Source organism: Burkholderia sp. L27(2015) (assembly GCF_009765705.1).
GTDB lineage: Bacteria > Pseudomonadota > Gammaproteobacteria > Burkholderiales > Burkholderiaceae > LMUX01.
Genome location: NZ_LMUX01000009.1, coordinates 241,269 through 259,072, shown reverse-complemented (window position 1 = coordinate 259,072; position 17,804 = coordinate 241,269). Strand labels below are relative to the sequence as shown.

Genomic DNA, 17,804 nt, shown 5'->3' with positions numbered 1-17,804 from the left:
AATGATCGCGATAAGCCAATATACACGTGGCGACACTTCCGTAGCGATTTCGACCTACTGGGGAAAACTATTATTGATAAATTATCGATATTTTATTGATAATGTATTATTGCCGACGTGCTTCAGTCCAAAATGTACAGCGGCGTTTTCTTCTTCTTTGCTCGCAGGCGGCCCCCATTAATACGCTCAACGACATTCATTGCCAGCCCACTATCGTCCCGCTCGGAGATAGCGCGTTGCTGTGCGAATTCGCGCCGCCGGCGACGCTGGCAACCCAGCGTCGCGTGTGGGAGGTCGCTCGGCTCGCCCGCTCCTGGGGGCCCGAGATCATCGAAGTCGTCCCTGGCATGAACAATTTGACGCTGGTGTTCGACCCCTTGTCGGCCGACCGCGACGCGCTGTGCAACCAACTCGAAGCGGCTTGGCTCGCGCCTGGTGTGGAGCAGGAACAAGGGCGCCTGGTGGAAATTCCCGTGCATTACGGCGGTGAGGCGGGCCCCGACCTGGAGGCGCTGGCCCGTCATGCCGGCCTGCCCGCGCACGAAGTGATAGAGCGCCATACGGCGGCGCAATACGTGGTGTTCTTCCTTGGGTTCCAACCCGGTTTTGCCTACCTGGGCGGCCTCGATCCGGCGCTGGAAATGCCGCGCCGCGCCGAACCCCGCTTGGCGGTACCGGCTGGCTCGGTGGGCATCGGCGGCGAACAGACTGGCATTTACCCGGCCGTATCGCCGGGAGGCTGGCAATTGATCGGGCGCACGGATTTGGCGCTCTTCGACTCCACGCGCAATCCGCCGACCTTGTTCGCACCGGGCGACCGCGTGAAATTCACCGTTGCCGGGGTACTCGCATGATCGAAGTTCTGCGGGCAGGCACGCTCACCTCGGTGCAGGATCTGGGGCGTCGCGGTTTTCGTCATCTCGGCGTGTGCCAAAGCGGCGCGCTCGACACCTTGGCCATGGGTGTGGCGAACCGGCTGGCCGGTAACCCGCGCGAGGCGGCCGGCATCGAGATCACCATCGGTCCGACCGTATTGCGTTTTACCCGTGACACCCGCATCGCGCTGACCGGTGCCGATTTCGCGGCGACGCTCGACGACGCCCCCGTGCATGCCTGGTGGAGCGTGCCTGTGCAGGCCGGGCAGGTGCTCACGCTGCGCGCGCCGCGCCGTGGCATGCGCGCCTACCTCGCCATCGCCGGTGGCATCGATGTACTGCCCACGCTCGGTTCGCGCAGCACCGATCTGAAGGCCGGCTTCGGCGGGCTTGGTGGCCGGTCGCTGCGCGACGGCGATCGCTTGCCGGTCGGCACCATCAAACATTGCGACAGCGCGACGCTTGGGACCCAAAGCGCAGCCTTCGGCGTCAAGCCACCAAGCTGGTGCGATTTCGCGCAGCTCGACGCCGGCAAAGACACCCTTGCGCAGGGCACACCCGATACGCTCGTGCGCGTGTTGGCCGGCCCCGAATACCACACCTTCAAGACCGAATCGCAAAAGGCGTTCTGGGGCATGCACTGGTCGATCACGCCGAACAGCAACCGCATGGGTTACCGCTTGTCAGGCCCGGCGTTGGCGCGTACGACCGACGCCGGCCTGCTGTCGCACGCGGTATTGCCCGGCACCATCCAGGTCCCGCCGAACGGCCAGCCCATCGTGTTGATGGGCGATGCGCAGACCTCCGGCGGCTATCCGAAGATCGGCTCGGTGTTCAGCGCCGACTTGTGGCGGCTCGCGCAAGCACGCTTGAATTCGACGATGCGTTTCATCCCGAGCACGCAGGAGCACGCCGACCAGGCCTTGCGCGACATCGGGCATTACTTCAAACAGATCGAGTTGGCGCTGCAAATGCGCCGGGAACGTTTAGCCAGAACATAGAGCCCGCGAGGCACGCAAAAGAATTGCATAAGAGCATTACGTAAAAGAATTACGTAGACCGAGCGCGAGGGCTGACGCCGGCTACGGGTAACCCTGTTGATAAAGGATATTGCAATGCAAATAGATCTGAATGCCGATCTCGGCGAAGACTGTGGCAACGACGAAGCGCTGCTTGATTTGGTCAGTTCCGCCAATATCGCCTGCGGCTGGCACGCGGGTGGACCGACGCAGATGCGCGATTGCGTACGTTGGGCGCTGCAAAAAGGCGTGGCGATCGGCGCACATCCGAGCTTTAACGACCGCGCCAACTTCGGCCGTTCGGAGATGACGTTGCCGTTCGCCGAAGTCTACGCGGGCGTGTTGTATCAACTCGGCGCGCTCGACGCGATCGCGCGTGCCGAGGGCGGGCGCATCGTGCACGTCAAGCCGCACGGCGCGCTCTATAACCAGGCAGCGCGCGACTTGCCGCTGGCCGAGGCGATCGTCGCCGCCGTCCACGCGTTCGATCCCAGTGTGGTGATTTTCGCGCTGGCCAACAGCCAGCTCGTCGAAGCGGCGCGCCGCGCGGGCGTGCCGTACGCCGAGGAAGTGTTTGCCGATCGCGGCTATATGCCCGATGGCGCACTGGTGCCGCGTAGCCAGCCCGGCGCGTTGCTCGACGATGAAGACGCCGTGATGACGCGCACCTTGGGCATGATCCGCGAGAAGCGCGTGCAGGCGATCGACGGCAGCATCGTGCCGCTGAATGCGCAAACCATCTGCCTGCATGGCGACGGCGCCCACGCGCTCGCGTTTGCGCGCAAGATCCGCGAGCGGCTTGCCGCCGAATCGATCGCTGTGCGCCCAACCGCGGCAGCTGCCGCCACGGCAGCTAGCGCAGCCCGAGCCGCGCAAATGCATTAACCCCCGATTCAGAGCCTGGCCCGCAGTCGGCTGGATTCGTTGAATTTGCAAAGCGTGGTTGGCATCGAGTGCCACGTTTTGCAAGCAGTGCCCGAAGGAAGACTCACCTCGCAGATATATCTAAAACACAACGACCAGAGAAGTTGGAGGTAATCCCGATGCAAACCACGGTAAGTCTATGGCCGCTGATTGGCGTAGCCGTCATCATTGCGGGCTTTTTGTTGCGCTTCAATCCCATGCTGGTGGTGGCGGCAGCCGCGGTCGTGACCAGCTACGCGGCCCATTTCCCGATCGAAAAAGTACTGGCTTCGATCGGCACGGGCTTTGTCAAAACCCGTAACCTGCCGTTGATTCTGCTGCTGCCGCTGGCGGTGATCGGCTTACTCGAACGGCACGGTTTGCGCGAGCATGCCCAGGCGTGGATCAGCAAGATCCAGTCCGCGACGGTCGGGCGTTTGCTGATTGTCTATCTGTTGCTGCGCGAGCTCACGGCGGCGGTCGGACTGACCGGGCTGGGCGGTCATCCGCAAATGGTGCGTCCGCTGTTGGCACCGATGGCCGAGGGTGCCGCTGAGAAACGCTACGGCAAGATCAGCGACGCAGTCCGCTACAAGCTGCGCGCTTTTTCGGCCGCTACCGATAACGTTGGGCTGTTCTTCGGCGAAGATATTTTCGTCGCCTTCGGCGCCATTGTGCTGATGACGACCTTCCTGCACGAAGCCGGCATCGATGTGGCACCGCTGCACGTGGCGGTCTGGGGCATCCCGACAGCGATCTGCGCGTTCGTGATCCACTCGGTGCGCCTGTACCTGCTCGACAAAAAGCTCGACCGCGAACTCGGTCATCCCGTGAAGACCAACGCTGCAAGTGCTGAAAGCGCTACGACCACCGGAGAGCAGGCATGATCTTGTCCATCACTTATCTTTACTGGCTGGTCGGCATCATCCTGCTGATTACGTCGGGCATGATCCTGACGGATTCGAGTCATCCGAAACGTTTGTTATCCGGCGGCTTCTGGTTTATTTACGCGATCATCTTTTTGATCGGGGATATCCTGCCGCCGGCGTTGGTCGGTGCGCTCGTGATCGTGATGGCGGTGATCGCCGGTTTCGGTGGGGTGTTGGCGGCCAAGGCCAAGACGCTTTCCGATGAAACCCGCAAGGCCAGTGCCGCTCGGCTGGGCAATCGCTTGTTTGTTCCAGCGCTGACGATTCCGGTTGTGACCGTGATCGGCACCTTGTTGGCCAGTCACCTGATCATCGGTGGTACGCCGCTGCTCGATCCGAAAAACGTGACCTTGGTTGCGTTCGGTGTTGGCTGCGTGGTGGCGGTGGTACTGGCTTGCTTGATCACGCGCGACTCGCCCGTTCAAGCGACGAAGGAATCGCGCCGCCTGATCGAAGCGCTCGGCTGGGCCGTGGTATTGCCGCAAATGCTGGGGATGCTCGGCCTGGTGTTTTCCGATGCGGGTGTGGGCAAGGCTGTGGCGCAAATCGTGACGACGACGATCAACATGGACACGCGTTTGGTAGCCGTGATCGTGTATTGCGTGGGTATGGCGCTCTTCACCGTGATCATGGGCAACGGCTTTGCCGCGTTCCCGGTGATGACGGGCGGTGTCGGCGTACCTATCTTGGTGGGTGTGCATCATGCCAACCCGGCCATCATGGTGGCGATCGGCATGTTCTCCGGTTATTGCGGCACGCTGCTCACGCCGATGGCGGCCAACTTCAATATCATTCCGGCGGCGCTGCTTGAACTGCCGGATAAGAACGCGGTGATCAAGGTGCAGGTGCCTACCGCGTTGGGTATCTTGGTTGCCAATATCGTTTTGTTGTACGCATTCATGTAAGGAACGACACCATGTCGAACGTATCGCCCGCCCACGCCTCGAATCGCATGACCACGGTTTTGTTGACCGGCTTCGAGCCGTTCGACAAGGAAGCGGTCAATCCTTCGTGGGAGGCGGTGCGTGCGCTCGATGGGGTGGAACTTGATACACCTAACGGGCCGGCGCGATTGCTGGCCCGGCAGTTGCCCTGTGTGTTTGGGGCGGCTAACGAGGTACTGGGTGAGCTGGTGGGCAGTCTTAAACCGCAGTTGGTGATCGCTGTTGGGCAAGCGGGTGGTCGGGCCGATTTATCGATCGAGCGGATCGCGATCAATGTCGACGATGCACGTATTCCTGATAACGCGCAGCGTCAGCCTATCGATGCGCCGGTTGTCGACGCGGGACCAGCGGCGTACTTTTCGACGTTGCCGATCAAGTCCATCGTGCAGGCGTTGCGCGCGGCGGGCGTACCGGCATCGGTGTCGCAAACGGCTGGCACCTTTGTTTGCAATCATGTGTTCTATGGCTTGCAGCATTATCTGGCTTCGCATGCGCCGCGAGTGCGGGGCGGCTTTATTCATATTCCTTATTTGCCGGAACAGGCTGCGGCGCACCCGGGGCAACCGAGCCTTGCACTGGCTAGCGTGATTCAAGGGTTACGGATCGCGGTGCAGACGGCGCTGGCGGTCGAACATGACGTGAAGGAAACGGGCGGCACTATTAGCTGACGTATCTGAGCTCATCGGGGTTCCTTTGCGAGCCCCGCTCGTAAACAACCGGCGAGTATCCTCGCTGTTCATCATCGAAAAGATCCCGGCCAGACGGGCGGCCATGTTCTTGGCCAGTTGCTCGGTTGGGTAGTCGCAGAGCCACTCAAAGGTGTTGTCCTTTGTCTGTGCGTACATGCGATAAAAGTCTGGCTCGACGCCCATATCCTCTGCCCATCGGACTACCCCGTCGCGTTTGACGGCGCCCTTGATTTTCATCAAGCCGGTCCAGCCGTGCACGCGCTGCTCGTGTATCTGTTCCTCTGCCGAGCGCTGCCCTTCGGCAGCGCTCCCAAATCGTTTGTCCGCGGCGGAATCCATCGAAATGAACGCGCCAAGATCGCTCGATTGCCGCGTCCTCCGCCAAGGGGTGACGCCTTGGCGCAAACGCTCAATGAGTTCTTCCGTAAGGCGTTCATGAACCGGCTTATTCCCTTCGTCGTTCATCATCTCTCCCCTCTGCTGTTCCTGCATGGTTGGTTGATAGCGGTCGCGTCCACCGAGACGTCAGCAGCGACTTCTTGGTCCAGTTTATTAATTGCGCAACGCGCCTATAAGTGTCGTTTTTGGCATGATTTTCGACACCTATACCGGAGATGCGACCTGTCTCAATATATGCGGCATCTCTGTGTCAAGATCTCGCGATCTCCCGGCCGCGCTAAAACCCGTTGAGAACTTCGTTCTTGCCGAGATCATTTGCATAAAGGAGATTGAATTCTCAATTTCATCAGTTCAATAATCGGTGGAAAAAATGATAGATGCGTTGATACTCAAAAATTTGATTGATAATTTACCTTGCTCTTCTGCATATAAAGACGTTAATTCGATATTTACCTACGCGAATGCCGAGTACGCAAAAATAGTTGAATTGAAACATCCGTTTGATGTCATAGGTCGAACCGCTTATGACATGCCGGCGCGATCCTCCGAATGCGCGGCCCTGGTTCATGAGCAAGATAACAAGGTCATAAAATCCAGAAAACCCCTTAGTCTGCTTGGAATCCATCCCGATGCACAGGGGAAATTTAAAGCCTATAAGTTTCGCAAAACTCCTCTTCAGAATCAGCGTGGCGATATTGACGGAATACTCGTTACTGGCGAGGACGTGACTTCCGAGGCCACTTTCAAATTGGGAAGTTTTCTACAAAAGATCCCTATTGCCACGAACGGTAAACTACTGCTCGATAATGGTACCTACCTCATAGGAACGGACCACATTGGAGTTGATATTAGTAAGCGTGAGCATGAAGTATTGTTTTATTCGTTGAGAGTCAAACGAACGAAGATTATCGCAAACCTGCTTGATATCACTCCTCGTACCGTGTTCAAACATATGACAGCCCTACGTGAGAAATTTGAGGTCAGCACAACCGCTGAGCTGAGGGATAAAGCAACCGAGATGGGATTGATCCACGTGCTCCCGCAAGGCATATTTGATCCAAAGTTGGTAGCTTCGTTGAACGTTGAATAGTTAGGACTGCATGAGAATTAGTCACGTACTAGTTGCACTCTTAATTACCGGCATATTTGGCCTTAATTACTCCGCGATCAAGATGGGCCTGAGCTCTTTTGACCCTCTCCTTTTGGCGGGATTACGATTTTCCCTCTGCGCTTTTCCCGCGATTTTTTTTGCGAAGAAGCCCGTTTGCTCGTTCAAATACGTTGCGCTCTATGGCGTTTCCATGAGCCTGGGTTTGTGGTCTGTTTTACTTGGAATGCACGCAGGTCTGTCGGCGGGCGTTTCTGCGCTTGTTTTGCAGTTGGGCGCATTTATGACTGTTATTGTCGGGCTTTTTCTGTTCAAAGAAAGGATCACCATATTCAACGCATCAGGTTTTTTGCTGGCGCTGGTCGGATTAGGACTGATCGCTGCTGTCACGGATGGAAGTGTCACGCCGCGCGGGATGGCTTTCGCGCTGTTAGGCACCGCGCTTTGGGTGGTTGCTAACACTGCGATCAAAAAGTCGGGAACCGATCAGCCTTTCTTGTTCATTATCTGGTCTGCCCCCGCCTCGGCATTGACCATGTTCGCGATTCGCTTCGTTATTTTTGACAAGAGTCCCCTCGAAGGAATCGCTGAAAATCTGCATCCGTTGTCCATCGCCACGCTGCTATTTATAGCCTACGTCGCGACGCTCTTTGCGTATGGCATTTGGACCATGCTTCTAAGCAAGTATGCCCTCTCCGTATCTGCGCCGACTTATCTTTTGGTTCCAGTTTTCAGCATTCTATTTTCACATTTAATATTTAACGAACCAGTAGGATTACTAAAAATTTTTGCCGCAATTTTCATCATATTGGGCGTTCTCGTCAATGCCTGTGGACGCAACATCTTTAATGCGTTTCGACCGGGTCACGATAATACAAGCCGGCTAAGCTCGTCCGATCCTATCGCTAATCTTCCTGCGGGCTCAAAATGAGTGTATTTGAAAGTAGTTCAACCAATCGGACGCTCGTCGGCCCATCGCCCAGTTCAGGAACTGCGTACGTCGTCGCCTTTATTCTCATGGCGAATGCGAACGCAGTGTTCTCCGGCAGATTGTTGCAAAGTCTGCACCCATACACCTTTCTTTTCTGGGGTTTCCTCGCGACCAGTATTGTGTTCATGGCTCGCCTGATTTTCACGATGGGTACTGGCGCTTTGACCATCAAGCGTGCCGATGCTGGTGCGCTCTTTACAATGAACGCGATGACCGCATTGAGCTGGATCGGCTATTTCATTGCCCTGCGATACATTGAACCCGCGATTGTCACGGCAATTGTGTGCGGCTTCGGACCGCTAAGCGTCATCGTATTGGAGCGCGTGGTCCGACAACAAAAGTTGCCCAGCCATGCCTACGTAGCAGCCGCGGGAACTCTTCTCGGTACCGCCGTGTTGGTCTGGGCATCAATGGCCGGTTTATCGGGCATCAAGACGACGAACCCGTACGAGTCCCTTGTCGGACTGATCGCAGCAATAGTTGGCGGCATCTCTCAAGCCATGACCGTCATTGCGACTAAGCAGCTTGGAGACAAAGGCTGGAACGCGACACGCATCATGTCGCATCGCTTTCACCTTCTGATACCGATCGCAGCGATTCTCGCGATGAGCGGGCCTGGTCTGTCTTTGGCGTCGCTTGACCAAGCGAATCACATGGCCATTGCCATGATCTTTGGTGTCGCGCTGCCTCTCTGGCTTCTGCAGCGCGGAATTTTGCTTTCTACTCCCTTTGCCGTCTCAGTGCTTCTTTCGTTAGGACCGGTGCTTACCTACCTTGTTCAAGGTTTCGATGATCGCATCGCATGGTCCGTTCCTTCAGCGCTTGGCTGCCTTGTAGTCGTTCTATTCACGATCTACGGTACTGTATTCAAGTCAATTAGCGTTCGCGTTTGCGCGTAATACGTTGGTGCCCCACGGCTTCCAACCTCAGGAGAAAAGGGTGACCTTTGAACATTGGACCGCATTTTCCGCCGTCGCGGCGTTGAATATCGTAACGCCCGGGCCAACAAACCTACTCATTATGAATACCGGTGCTCGGTTGGGGCGGGGTCCGATCGTTTCGTTTGCTGTCGGTAACGTCCTGGCGCTGGGTATCATCGGGTTACTTGTAACCGCCGGGCTCAGCCAATTCATCGTCAAATCCGCGATGGCCATGCAGGTTTTGCGTTTGGTCGGCGGCGGCTACTTGATATGGCTGGGTATAAAACTTTGGGTTGATGACAAAAGCGAGGAGAAGGGTTACCGCGAGATTGTTCCCACTCACGCATTTCGTCTTGCATTCACCAACGCGATAACAAATCCCAAACCGCTTTTGTTCTTCGGAACAGTACTCCCGCTGTTTGTTCCAAAAATGGATCCTTCTTTGGCCGATATATCCGTGCTCGTTTTCACATTTATGTCGATATCGTTTGTTTCTTTAAACATCTATGGTTCTATCGCAGCACGTATGGGGCAGTTGCTCAAGCAAGCGAGAGCAAGAAAGGTGTTCAACCGTCTGAGTGGGACTGCATTGATCGGCTATGGCGGCGCTCTTGTGCTTCGCCGCTCACGTTAGCGGGCTGGTTTTGTTGCGGACGAACTGGATTTCACTGAGCAATGACGGAGTTGCCGAGCAAACCGTTCAGCCAGGCCGCACCGCAAACCCATCCTGCCGCAAAATCGCCAACACCCCATGCGGCCCACCCAAATGCAACGCACCGATCGCAACAAATATCGGATGCTGCGCCGGCGTAATCGCGATCATTCGCGCCACGAAGTGCCGGTTACGCCGATACAGAATTTTCTTATCGATCGCATCGGATAGCGGCTGGGAAAACGCCAACTGCGCTTCCTTGTTCGCCTGCCACTCCGCGATCTTGTCCGCGTCACCCGCCAGCCAAAGCGCATGCAGCGTGCGCACATCAGCCACATCCTGCTCAGGCGTCTGGCGCAGATCCTGCGCCAGCATCTCCCATTGCTCGGCGCGCGTCAGCGTGGTGAACGCGCGCATCTCCTGATCGAGCGTCTCCAAACCCACCAACGGCGCCCGCAGATAGATATTTTCCAGTTGCGCCTCGGTGCCGTACTCTGTCTGCAGGCCAGCCGAAAGCGAACTGAAAGTTTCAATCAACAACGCCGCCAACCAAGGCCGCATCTTCTTGATCTCATCCAACGCAACCGGATTGCCGCGCAAGCGATACGCCAGCTTGTCCCAAAGCGCCGGCGGCAACATCTTGGGCAGGCAATCGCTACGGCACACCCCGTATTGATTAACACGCCCCTGGGAAGCCACGATATCGTCCGGCGAAAGTTCGAGCGCAAGTATCGACGACGCCGTCAAAGCATCGAGGATAGGCGTGCGAAACGGCTGGTACGGCGGGTAATCAGCAGGATCCCCAACATGCAAGGTACCGAGCAAATAAATGGTTTGCGTGCCGCGCGTAGCGACATAAAACGGCAGATGAGGCAACGGCGGATGCGCCGGAGCCGCGGCATACGCGCCCTGAATCGAGAGGCAAAGCGCCAACCAAAGCGGCGCGCACCAGCGCCTGATCCGCGCGGACGCACGCGGCGCACGTCGCCCGTGCTCTCGCGCAACGCGGCCGGCCGCCAACCCTTGGCAGGCAAGCGCGCGTTGAAGTTTAGGCATCGATTTCCTCTATCCGGTGACAGGCCACCAGACGTCCGTCCAGCGATCTCAGCTAAGGCACGCTTTCGCTACACAGCGCTTTCGCGTAAGGGCAGCGTTCATGAAAGGTGCAGCCCGAAGGCAAATTCAGCGGCGAGGGCAATTCGCCCTGCAACTGGATTTTGACTTGTCGGCGCGGCACGTCAAGTGACGGCGCTGCCAACGTCAACGAACGTGTGTAAGGATGCAACGGTTTCTCAAAAATCGTGCAAATTCTGCGTTCAGTGCCCAATTTTTCCACGCTGCCCGGGTAGATGGCCTCTCAATACCTCAAGCATTCATGCGCTAGCCCGACCATCCTGCGTGCGCATAGTGTCGGCACCGTGTCGGTGTCGGCCGCCACGGCCGTGCAGACCGCTGCAAAGTGACCGGGGGACGGCTGCAAGCGCCAGAATACCCACCGCAACCCGGTTGCGTCGACATCAATACCAACATCGAGTGTCACGCCCTGCGCGGCGTCCCATTCAAAGCTGAACTGGTCCGGCGCAATCGACAGCCCCATCCCCCGGGCCTTGATATAACTTTCCTTCAAAGTCCATAACTCAAAAGACCGCCGGGGCTGCTGCGCGGGCGACAAGCGATGCAAGGCCGTAATTTCCTTCGATGAAAAACAATGCTCTGCGATTTCTATGGGCGCCGGGCATTTCATGTATTCCACATCGACGCCTAGGGCGCGGTCGCCAACCACACCCAACATAATCACCCCGTCCGTGTGGGACACGTTAAATGAAATGCGCCGTGCGATGTCGTGCGTGTTCACGATCAATGGACGTCCGTAGCGATTGTGCTCGAACCGCCAGTCCTGCGGGCGTATCGGCGCGTAGCGTGACAGCACGACGCGCACCAAAGCACGCGCAAGCAAATAGCGGTGACCCGCTTGGACAAGCTTGAAGCGCCCCATCAGCGCAAGCTCCTGCGGCGCCAGCAGCGCCCGATAGGAGTCCAATGACGATGTGTCGTGCACGTCGTCAACCTCGAGCAGCCAGATATCGATACGCTCGCTCGACAGCACCAAGCGCTGATCAGGGTTCGCCACGATGCGGCTCGATCGGACCGGCAACGCGCTAGCGCTTAACCGCGCTTGACGCAGCGAGGGCGCCAGTCAGCTCCGCGTGGATACATGCGATCACCGCGTGAAAATGCGCCTTGATAAAAAAATGATCGCCTTCGAACGCGTAAGTACGGCACTCGACACATGTTTGCTCATGCCATGCGTCCACAGGTTCCAGCTGAGTATGCAGATCGAGTGTGCCTGACAGCACGGTGATCGGCACCGGCAAACTGGGGCCGGGACGATACGCATAGGTTTCCGCCAAGGTAAGGTCGGCACGCAGCGCCGGTAGTATCAGCTCCATTAGTTCGCGGTGTTCTAGCAATTCAGCCGGCGTGCCGTTAAGACGCCTCAGCGCATCGACTAGCCCATCGTCGCTGAGGCGATGCAATTGCTCGAGCGAGTGGTAACGCTGCGGCGCCGCGCATCCCGACACAAGCAAGCGCGAAGGCTGCGGCAGCGAACGATGCATGGCATAGCGTGCCACCTCGAACGCGACCAGTGCACCCAGGCTGTGACCGAAGAACGCGAACGGCTGCTCGCCATCGCGCGCAATCACAGGCGCCAGGGTCTCGAGCAGTTGCGCCATCGATGCGACCGTTGGCTCGTCCAGACGCGCACCTCGTCCAGGCAACTGAATCGCGCAGACTTCAATGTCGGGGGCCAACGCCGACTGCCATGGCATGAAATCGGCGGCACTACCGCCGGCGTAAGAAAAGCAATACAGCCGCAGGCGAGGCGCCGGGCAATCGCTGCGTACCAACCACGGGGTTGAGTTCATAAGGCCGTTCCTATTCAGTCTATTGAGTGCGTCTGCTCGCAGCCGCGTATAACCGATTTGTGTCTGCAGCGTGTGGTCGACACGCTCGGCGGGTTCAAACAAGTGGTGTCGCCTGCGGCTCGCAGGCGGCAATCAGCCGTTCAAGGTGATAAATCGTGGGCTGACGATAGAAATCCCTTAACCGCACCTTACGGCCAAAGCACTGCTCGACTCGCGCCAGCATTTCGATCACTTTCAACGAGTGTCCGCCGAGCAGGAAAAAATCGTCGTCTATGCCGATCCCGCTCTGCTGCAAGGTCTTCTCCCAGATATCGACCAATTGCATTTGTGCCGGATCGCATGCCTTCGCACCGCACGCCACGTCAGCGAGTGCGCGGCGCCCGAGTTGCGCAAAGTCGACCTTGCCGTTTTCGTTGAGCGGTAGCGCTGAAACGATAGCCAATTCGTCCGGCAACATATAGGCCGGCAAGCAAGCGCTCAAATGTTCGCGCAGATCGTCGACTCCGTAGTGGCGGTCGATGCCGCAGCTCGCGTCGAGCAATCCGTAGTGACCAACCCAGATCGACGGATCGTAATAGCGCGCGCAATCACCCGCCAGGTCGACCTCGACCGGTTGCAGCATGCCGGGCAGCGCATACGATCCCGATGCAGCAAAGCTGACACCGGTCCAGCGCCGCCATTGCTTCAGCGTTCCTTGCACCAATTGCGAGTGGTCCGCCACGCCGAGGATCCTGGCGCCTAGCCGTTGATTCACGCGCAGCCAGAAATCCAGCGGTTCGCCACGCTCATCGCGTGCCTGGGCCCAAGCATGCACGTCCATGTCGGATTGTTCGGACATGCCCACGGGCCGTACCGGCCCGAGGAACTGATCGAATCCATGCATCTTGGCCAGCGCCCTGAAACTTTCGACGAGCGTGTTGCTCAGCCCACTCCCCTGGTAAGGGCCGGCGACGATCCCCGCGAGAGCCAAAACGGTATTCGGTGCGATCCCGGCAGCGAGCTGGCGGAACGCCAGCTCGACACCCGCATCCCAGCCCGCGGGCACGGTCGCGCTTCGGCCGTCCCAGAACAAGGGCACGCCATTGCCCACGCACGCAACGTTGTCCGTCGAGTCGAGCAGGCAATACTGATAGGCAGGAAATTGCGCATACACTTTTTCCCAGTATCGGGCTGCGGCGACACCACCCTCGAAACAGCTGGGCCACGTGTCGTGGTGAATCAAGTTCATGTGCTGGCGCAGCCAGGGCTGCTGCGCCAAAGTCCACTGTCGATAGACCTTGTCGCGCACCTCGAAGCGATTGACCGCGCGATCGCGCAATTCGACCACCGCTTTGAGGCTGCCTTCGCCGCCCGCTTGCGGCTGCAGCAGCACCGCGGCTTGCGCCACGGCCGGGTGCCGCAATAGCGCACTTTCGATATCGCCCAGCTCGATGCGATTGCCGTGCAACTTCACCTGATTGTCCTCACGGCCCGCAAAATGCATTACGCCATCCGCGTCGAGCTTACCGAAGTCGCCCGTGCGGTATAAGCGCAGCGGCGCGCAGTCCGGTGCAAAAACCTTGCGGAAGAAGGCTGCCTCGGTGAGCTCGGGCGCACCCCAATAACCCGGACTGAGACCGGGTGAGGCGATGCAGATACTGCCGGTTACGCCGATCGGCAGGGGCTCGTCATCCGGGTCGAGCACAAATACATGGACGTTGGATAAGGGCTTGCCGATCGGCACCATTTCGCCCTCAAACGACTCAGCACAGTCGAACCACAGCGCATCGACTGCCACTTCGGTGGGGCCGTAGTGGTTGGCCAGCCGGCATCCGAAGGCGGCGAGCGCACGGTCCCGCACGGCGCGGCGCAACACAGCCGCGCCGCAAATGATCAACCTGAGCAGGCTCCGGTCCAGGGGCTTGCGCCGGCGCGCGTCGCACATCGCGTCGAGCATGACCGGGACGGTCTGAAAAACGGTCACGCCGTAGGCGTCGATCACGTCGATCGCCGTATCGGGCTGTTTTGCCGCGGCAGGCGGCCACAACACAACGTGCGCGCCGCAGGCCAGCGGCCAACATATATCGAGCAGCGATACATCGAACGAGCTGGCGGTCCAGAACAGGACCCGGTCCTGTGCCGACAAGCGATAGCGCTCTTGTGTCGAAGCGATCAAATTGAGCAGGCCGCGATGCTGGATCGGTATGCCCTTGGGCTGGCCCGTTGTGCCCGACGTGAACAAGATGTAGGCGATGTCATCCGGGCGCGCGCGGCTGTCGATCGCGTCATGCACAGGAGGCGAAACCCCGCCGATGTGCTCAAGCACCAGGAACTGCGGGCACAACGCAGCAGCGGGGGCGGCCAGCTCAGTGCTCGTAAGTACCGTCTTGAAGCCGACCTGCGCGGCGATGTCAGATAGCCGGCTGCGCGGCCATTCCAGATGCAGGGGCACATAGATCGCACCGATGCGCATGATGGCGAGCAGACTCGCCACCAAATCTGCGCCGGGCTCGAGCAGCACGCCGACACGGTCTTGCCGAGCGACACCGGCGGCCAGTAGTGTCGCCGCCAGTTGCGTCGTGCGCGCTGCCAGCGCTGCATAGCTCAACGAGTCCCCTGCGCCGATCAGCGCCGCCTCCTCCGGTTGACGCCTACCTTGCTCGTCGATCCAATCGATCAGCGTGCTATCGGGGTCACGTGCTAGGTCAATGGAGTTGGCCCGGTGGGTACGTCGTTCGGCAGATTGGCTTGGCCCTAGATTGCACGGTTGTCGCTCGCTTGACTGTTTTCGCATCTTCGCTCCTATTTGCAGGTGTGCCACAGCATCGGCAGAGGAACAGCCAAGCTGCGGCACCATCCAAGAAATATCGCGTACCTCGATGCCACCGACCGTCACGCCGGACCCGCCGTACCTATCGATCGCCAGCGGAGTTCTTCGCCTGGCACACGAGAGGAGCCGGCCCAATTGCGCGCAACAAGCCTTGCATGCGAAACGACGCATGAGACAACGACGCATGGGACGACGACAACAGACAGGGGATAGGGAAAAGCAAAACGATTAGCGATCGGTGCCAGGGAGCGTAGCGACTAAGCACTGCCTAGCCGTCGCTTGGGCAGTGCCGCATTGAAGAGTGATAGGTGATCGAGAGATCACACAGAAGTGATACGATTATCAGACCAAAAGCGAATCGATTTCCTCTATCCGGTGACAGGCCACCAGACGTCCGTCCAGCGATCTCAACTGAGGCACGCTCTCGCTGCATAGCGCTTTCGCGTAAGGGCAGCGTTGATGAAAGGTGCAGCCCGAAGGCAGATTCAGCGGCGAGGGCAATTCGCCCTGCAACTGGACTTTGACTTGTCGGCGCGTTGCGTCAAGTGATGGCGTTGCCGACATCAACGAACGTGTGTACGGATGCAACGGTTTATCAAAAATCGTGCGTTTCGGGCCCAATTCGACCACGCCGCCCAGGTACATCACCATAACGTCATGTGCGACGTGTTCGACCACCGACAAGTTATGCGAAATGAACACATAGCTGGTCCCGAACTGTTCCTGCAAATCCATGAACAGGTTCAGGATCTGCGCCTGGATCGACACGTCCAGCGCCGAGACCGGCTCGTCCGCGACCACGATGCGCGGCTCCAGGATCATCGCGCGCGCAATCGCGACGCGTTGCCGCTGGCCGCCCGAGAACATGTGCGGATAGCGTTTGATATGCTCGGGCCGCAAGCCCACCGTGCGTAGCATGTCGGCCACCCGTGCGCTGCGCGCAGCCGCGTCCAGCGTGGTGTTGATCACCAGCGGCTCGGCCAGCGTCTGTTCCACAGTCTTGCGCGGGTTGAGCGACGCGAACGGATTCTGGAACACCATTTGCACCTGCCTGCGCAACGCGGCGGCCTGCGCGCGATCGTCGAGCGCGACATCGCGGCCATCGATCGAGAGCGTGCCGGAGGTGGGCGCTTCTATCATCGTCAACTGGCGCGCAAGCGTCGATTTTCCGCAACCCGACTCGCCCACCACGGCCAGCGTGCGCCCGCGCGCAAGCGTAAATGACACGCCGTTGAGCGCTTTGACCAACCCGTGACGGAACCAGCCACGGCTGACCGGATAGTGCTTGGTCAGTCGATCGGCCACCAGCACGATTTCGTGCGTGCTCGTAACACCGTGGGCGGTTCCGCCCTGGGTGTCTGCGCCGACATGAGCGGCACTATCACCCGTTGCGCCAGCCGCCACATCGGCGGTCGTCGCGATAGGCGTGCCGTCGGCATGAGCCTGCAGCGTAGTCATGGCTTCCCTCCCGAGCTGGCACCGCGTACGGGTTCGCCACCGCGCGGCTTGATGCAGCGGACGTCGACGCCGGAATTCAAGGTCCTGAGCAGCGGATGCTGCGCGTTGCACGCGTCCTCGACATAACGACAGCGCGGCGCAAACAGGCAGCCTGGCGGTCGGTCGTCGCGCCCGGGCACCATGCCGCGCAGCGCGCTAAGCCGGGCCGCGCCCCGGTTATGTTCGGGAATGGCTGCGAGCAGCGCTTCGGTGTAAGGGTGGCGAGGCTCGGTGAAGATCTCGGGCACGGTGTTGGTTTCGATCACCTCTCCGGCATACATGACCGACACGCGCTGAGCCACCTCGGAAACCACCGCGAGGTCGTGTGAGATCAGCACCAGCCCCATGCCGCGCTCGCATTGCAGCGACACCAGCAGCGTCATGATCTGCGCCTGGATGGTGACGTCGAGCGCGGTAGTCGGCTCGTCGGCGATCAGCAGCTTGGGGTTGCAGGCCACGGCCATCGCGATCATCACGCGCTGGTTCATGCCGCCCGAAAGCTGATGCGGATAGGCTTTGCTGCGCGTCGCGGCGTCCGGGATGCCCACTTGTTCGAGCAGCTCGATTGCGCGGCGATGCAAGACCGCGCCGCGCAGCTTTTCGTGTTCGCGCAGCACTTCCTCGATCTGGTAGCCCACCGTATAGCTGGGGTTCAGGCTGCTGAGCGCATCCTGAAACACCATCGCGATGTCCTTGCCTATGATGCGGCGACGCTCGCGCGGCGAGGCACGCAGGATGTCGACACCATTGAAGTCGACATGGTCGGCGCGCACCACACCGGGCGCATCGATCAGGCCCATCAGTGCGAGCATCGTGACGCTTTTGCCGGAACCGGACTCCCCCACCACGCCGACGATTTCGCCCTGCCCCACCTCGAGGTCGACGCCGCTCACGGCCGGCATGCCGTCGAATTCGACGGATAGATTGCTGATGCTTAACAGTGCGCTCATTTACGTCATCCGTTTGAGTTTGGGATCGAGCGCATCGCGCAAGCCGTCCCCCAGCAGGTTGATCGCCAACACGGTCACCAAGATCGCAACGCCCGGCATGGTCACGATCCACCACGCGTTGTCGATGTAGTCGCGCGCCGAGGCCAGCATCGCACCCCATTCGGCGCTGGGCGGCTGCACGCCGAGACCGAG

The 17,804-nt window shown here is 59.2% G+C and carries 18 protein-coding genes and 1 pseudogene; 10 read left to right on the top strand and 9 right to left on the bottom strand.

What is annotated here, in order from left to right:
• The first annotated feature begins 194 nt into the window (after positions 1-194).
• The 6 genes from pxpB (at position 195) to pcp (ending at position 5,338) form a co-directional block, all read left to right on the top strand.
• On the top strand, positions 195-854 hold the full coding sequence (gene pxpB / locus GSQ77_RS05965) for a 5-oxoprolinase subunit PxpB (RefSeq protein ID WP_254067496.1): 660 nt from the start codon (positions 195-197) through the stop codon (positions 852-854).
• Entirely contained in the window at positions 851-1,876 is a 1,026-nt protein-coding gene (locus GSQ77_RS05960; protein WP_158900023.1) for a biotin-dependent carboxyltransferase family protein, read from the top strand. Before pxpB ends, GSQ77_RS05960 begins: the two co-directional genes overlap by 4 nt.
• A 114-nt stretch (positions 1,877-1,990) precedes the next feature.
• Positions 1,991-2,779, top strand: coding sequence for a 5-oxoprolinase subunit PxpA (pxpA, locus tag GSQ77_RS05955; protein WP_158900021.1), 789 nt, complete (start codon positions 1,991-1,993; stop codon positions 2,777-2,779).
• Positions 2,780-2,937: 158 nt separating this feature from the next.
• A complete protein-coding gene (locus GSQ77_RS05950) occupies positions 2,938-3,684 on the top strand; it encodes a DUF969 domain-containing protein (RefSeq protein WP_158900019.1) in 747 nt (248 codons plus the stop codon).
• A complete protein-coding gene (locus tag GSQ77_RS05945; RefSeq protein WP_158900017.1) occupies positions 3,681-4,631 on the top strand; it encodes a DUF979 domain-containing protein in 951 nt (316 codons plus the stop codon). Before GSQ77_RS05950 ends, GSQ77_RS05945 begins: the two co-directional genes overlap by 4 nt.
• Positions 4,632-4,678: 47 nt before the next feature.
• Positions 4,679-5,338, top strand: coding sequence for a pyroglutamyl-peptidase I (gene pcp / locus GSQ77_RS05940; protein WP_158900486.1), 660 nt, complete (start codon positions 4,679-4,681; stop codon positions 5,336-5,338).
• On the opposite strand, the gene GSQ77_RS05935 is transcribed toward pcp, so the two are convergent.
• Positions 5,267-5,827: a hypothetical protein gene (locus GSQ77_RS05935; RefSeq protein ID WP_158900015.1), complete on the bottom strand. Its 561-nt coding sequence runs from the start codon at positions 5,825-5,827 to the stop codon at positions 5,267-5,269. The two genes, pcp and GSQ77_RS05935, sit on opposite strands and share 72 nt — an antisense overlap.
• Before the next feature lie 301 nt (positions 5,828-6,128).
• On the opposite strand from GSQ77_RS05935, the gene GSQ77_RS05930 reads away from it, so the two are divergent.
• Genes GSQ77_RS05930 through GSQ77_RS05915 form a run of 4 tightly spaced genes read left to right on the top strand, consistent with a single transcriptional unit; the run spans position 6,129 to position 9,411 of the window.
• Positions 6,129-6,848 carry a PAS domain-containing protein gene (locus tag GSQ77_RS05930; protein WP_158900013.1) on the top strand — a complete coding sequence of 240 codons (720 nt, stop codon included), beginning with the start codon at positions 6,129-6,131 and terminating at the stop codon, positions 6,846-6,848.
• 10 nt (positions 6,849-6,858) lie between these two features.
• Positions 6,859-7,797: an EamA family transporter gene (locus GSQ77_RS05925; protein WP_158900011.1), complete on the top strand. Its 939-nt coding sequence runs from the start codon at positions 6,859-6,861 to the stop codon at positions 7,795-7,797.
• Positions 7,794-8,756, top strand: a complete 963-nt coding sequence (locus GSQ77_RS05920) for a DMT family transporter (RefSeq protein WP_158900009.1) — start codon at positions 7,794-7,796, stop codon at positions 8,754-8,756. The genes GSQ77_RS05925 and GSQ77_RS05920 overlap by 4 nt, the downstream gene beginning before the upstream one ends.
• Before the next feature lie 40 nt (positions 8,757-8,796).
• Positions 8,797-9,411, top strand: a complete 615-nt coding sequence (locus tag GSQ77_RS05915; protein ID WP_158900007.1) for a LysE family translocator — start codon at positions 8,797-8,799, stop codon at positions 9,409-9,411.
• A 66-nt stretch (positions 9,412-9,477) separates the two neighbouring features.
• Here GSQ77_RS05915 and GSQ77_RS05910 read toward each other — a convergent pair whose 3' ends face one another.
• From GSQ77_RS05910 to GSQ77_RS05875, 8 genes and pseudogenes are all read right to left on the bottom strand, one after another.
• Positions 9,478-10,485 (bottom strand): TraB/GumN family protein, encoded by a 1,008-nt coding sequence (locus GSQ77_RS05910; RefSeq protein WP_158900005.1) that lies wholly within the window; start codon positions 10,483-10,485, stop codon positions 9,478-9,480.
• A 52-nt stretch (positions 10,486-10,537) separates the two neighbouring features.
• On the bottom strand, positions 10,538-10,765 hold the full coding sequence (locus GSQ77_RS29905; RefSeq protein WP_367889648.1) for an oligopeptide/dipeptide ABC transporter ATP-binding protein: 228 nt from the start codon (positions 10,763-10,765) through the stop codon (positions 10,538-10,540).
• 21 nt (positions 10,766-10,786) lie between these two features.
• Positions 10,787-11,560: a 4'-phosphopantetheinyl transferase superfamily protein gene (locus GSQ77_RS05900; RefSeq protein ID WP_158900001.1), complete on the bottom strand. Its 774-nt coding sequence runs from the start codon at positions 11,558-11,560 to the stop codon at positions 10,787-10,789.
• Between the two features lie 28 nt (positions 11,561-11,588).
• Positions 11,589-12,356, bottom strand: coding sequence for a thioesterase II family protein (locus tag GSQ77_RS05895; protein ID WP_158899999.1), 768 nt, complete (start codon positions 12,354-12,356; stop codon positions 11,589-11,591).
• 94 nt (positions 12,357-12,450) lie between these two features.
• Positions 12,451-15,129, bottom strand: a complete 2,679-nt coding sequence (locus GSQ77_RS05890) for an amino acid adenylation domain-containing protein (RefSeq protein WP_158899997.1) — start codon at positions 15,127-15,129, stop codon at positions 12,451-12,453.
• Between the two features lie 378 nt (positions 15,130-15,507).
• Positions 15,508-16,623 (bottom strand): peptide ABC transporter ATP-binding protein, encoded by a 1,116-nt coding sequence (locus tag GSQ77_RS05885; RefSeq protein WP_158899995.1) that lies wholly within the window; start codon positions 16,621-16,623, stop codon positions 15,508-15,510.
• A complete protein-coding gene (locus tag GSQ77_RS05880; protein WP_158899993.1) occupies positions 16,620-17,612 on the bottom strand; it encodes an ABC transporter ATP-binding protein in 993 nt (330 codons plus the stop codon). Before GSQ77_RS05880 ends, GSQ77_RS05885 begins: the two co-directional genes overlap by 4 nt.
• Positions 17,613-17,804, bottom strand: a pseudogene (locus tag GSQ77_RS05875) (dipeptide ABC transporter permease DppC); the annotation flags it as partial.

Coding starts and splice junctions, on each gene's coding strand:
- GSQ77_RS05960 (WP_158900023.1), top strand. CDS start 851: ATGATCGAAGTTCTGCGGGCAGGCACGCTCACCTCGGTGCAGGATCTG.
- pxpA (WP_158900021.1), top strand. CDS start 1,991: ATGCAAATAGATCTGAATGCCGATCTCGGCGAAGACTGTGGCAACGAC.
- GSQ77_RS05950 (WP_158900019.1), top strand. CDS start 2,938: ATGCAAACCACGGTAAGTCTATGGCCGCTGATTGGCGTAGCCGTCATC.
- GSQ77_RS05945 (WP_158900017.1), top strand. CDS start 3,681: ATGATCTTGTCCATCACTTATCTTTACTGGCTGGTCGGCATCATCCTG.
- pcp (WP_158900486.1), top strand. CDS start 4,679: ATGACCACGGTTTTGTTGACCGGCTTCGAGCCGTTCGACAAGGAAGCG.
- GSQ77_RS05935 (WP_158900015.1), bottom strand. CDS start 5,827: ATGATGAACGACGAAGGGAATAAGCCGGTTCATGAACGCCTTACGGAA.
- GSQ77_RS05930 (WP_158900013.1), top strand. CDS start 6,129: ATGATAGATGCGTTGATACTCAAAAATTTGATTGATAATTTACCTTGC.
- GSQ77_RS05925 (WP_158900011.1), top strand. CDS start 6,859: ATGAGAATTAGTCACGTACTAGTTGCACTCTTAATTACCGGCATATTT.
- GSQ77_RS05920 (WP_158900009.1), top strand. CDS start 7,794: ATGAGTGTATTTGAAAGTAGTTCAACCAATCGGACGCTCGTCGGCCCA.
- GSQ77_RS05910 (WP_158900005.1), bottom strand. CDS start 10,485: ATGCCTAAACTTCAACGCGCGCTTGCCTGCCAAGGGTTGGCGGCCGGC.
- GSQ77_RS05895 (WP_158899999.1), bottom strand. CDS start 12,356: ATGAACTCAACCCCGTGGTTGGTACGCAGCGATTGCCCGGCGCCTCGC.
- GSQ77_RS05890 (WP_158899997.1), bottom strand. CDS start 15,129: ATGCGAAAACAGTCAAGCGAGCGACAACCGTGCAATCTAGGGCCAAGC.
- GSQ77_RS05885 (WP_158899995.1), bottom strand. CDS start 16,623: ATGACTACGCTGCAGGCTCATGCCGACGGCACGCCTATCGCGACGACC.
- GSQ77_RS05880 (WP_158899993.1), bottom strand. CDS start 17,612: ATGAGCGCACTGTTAAGCATCAGCAATCTATCCGTCGAATTCGACGGC.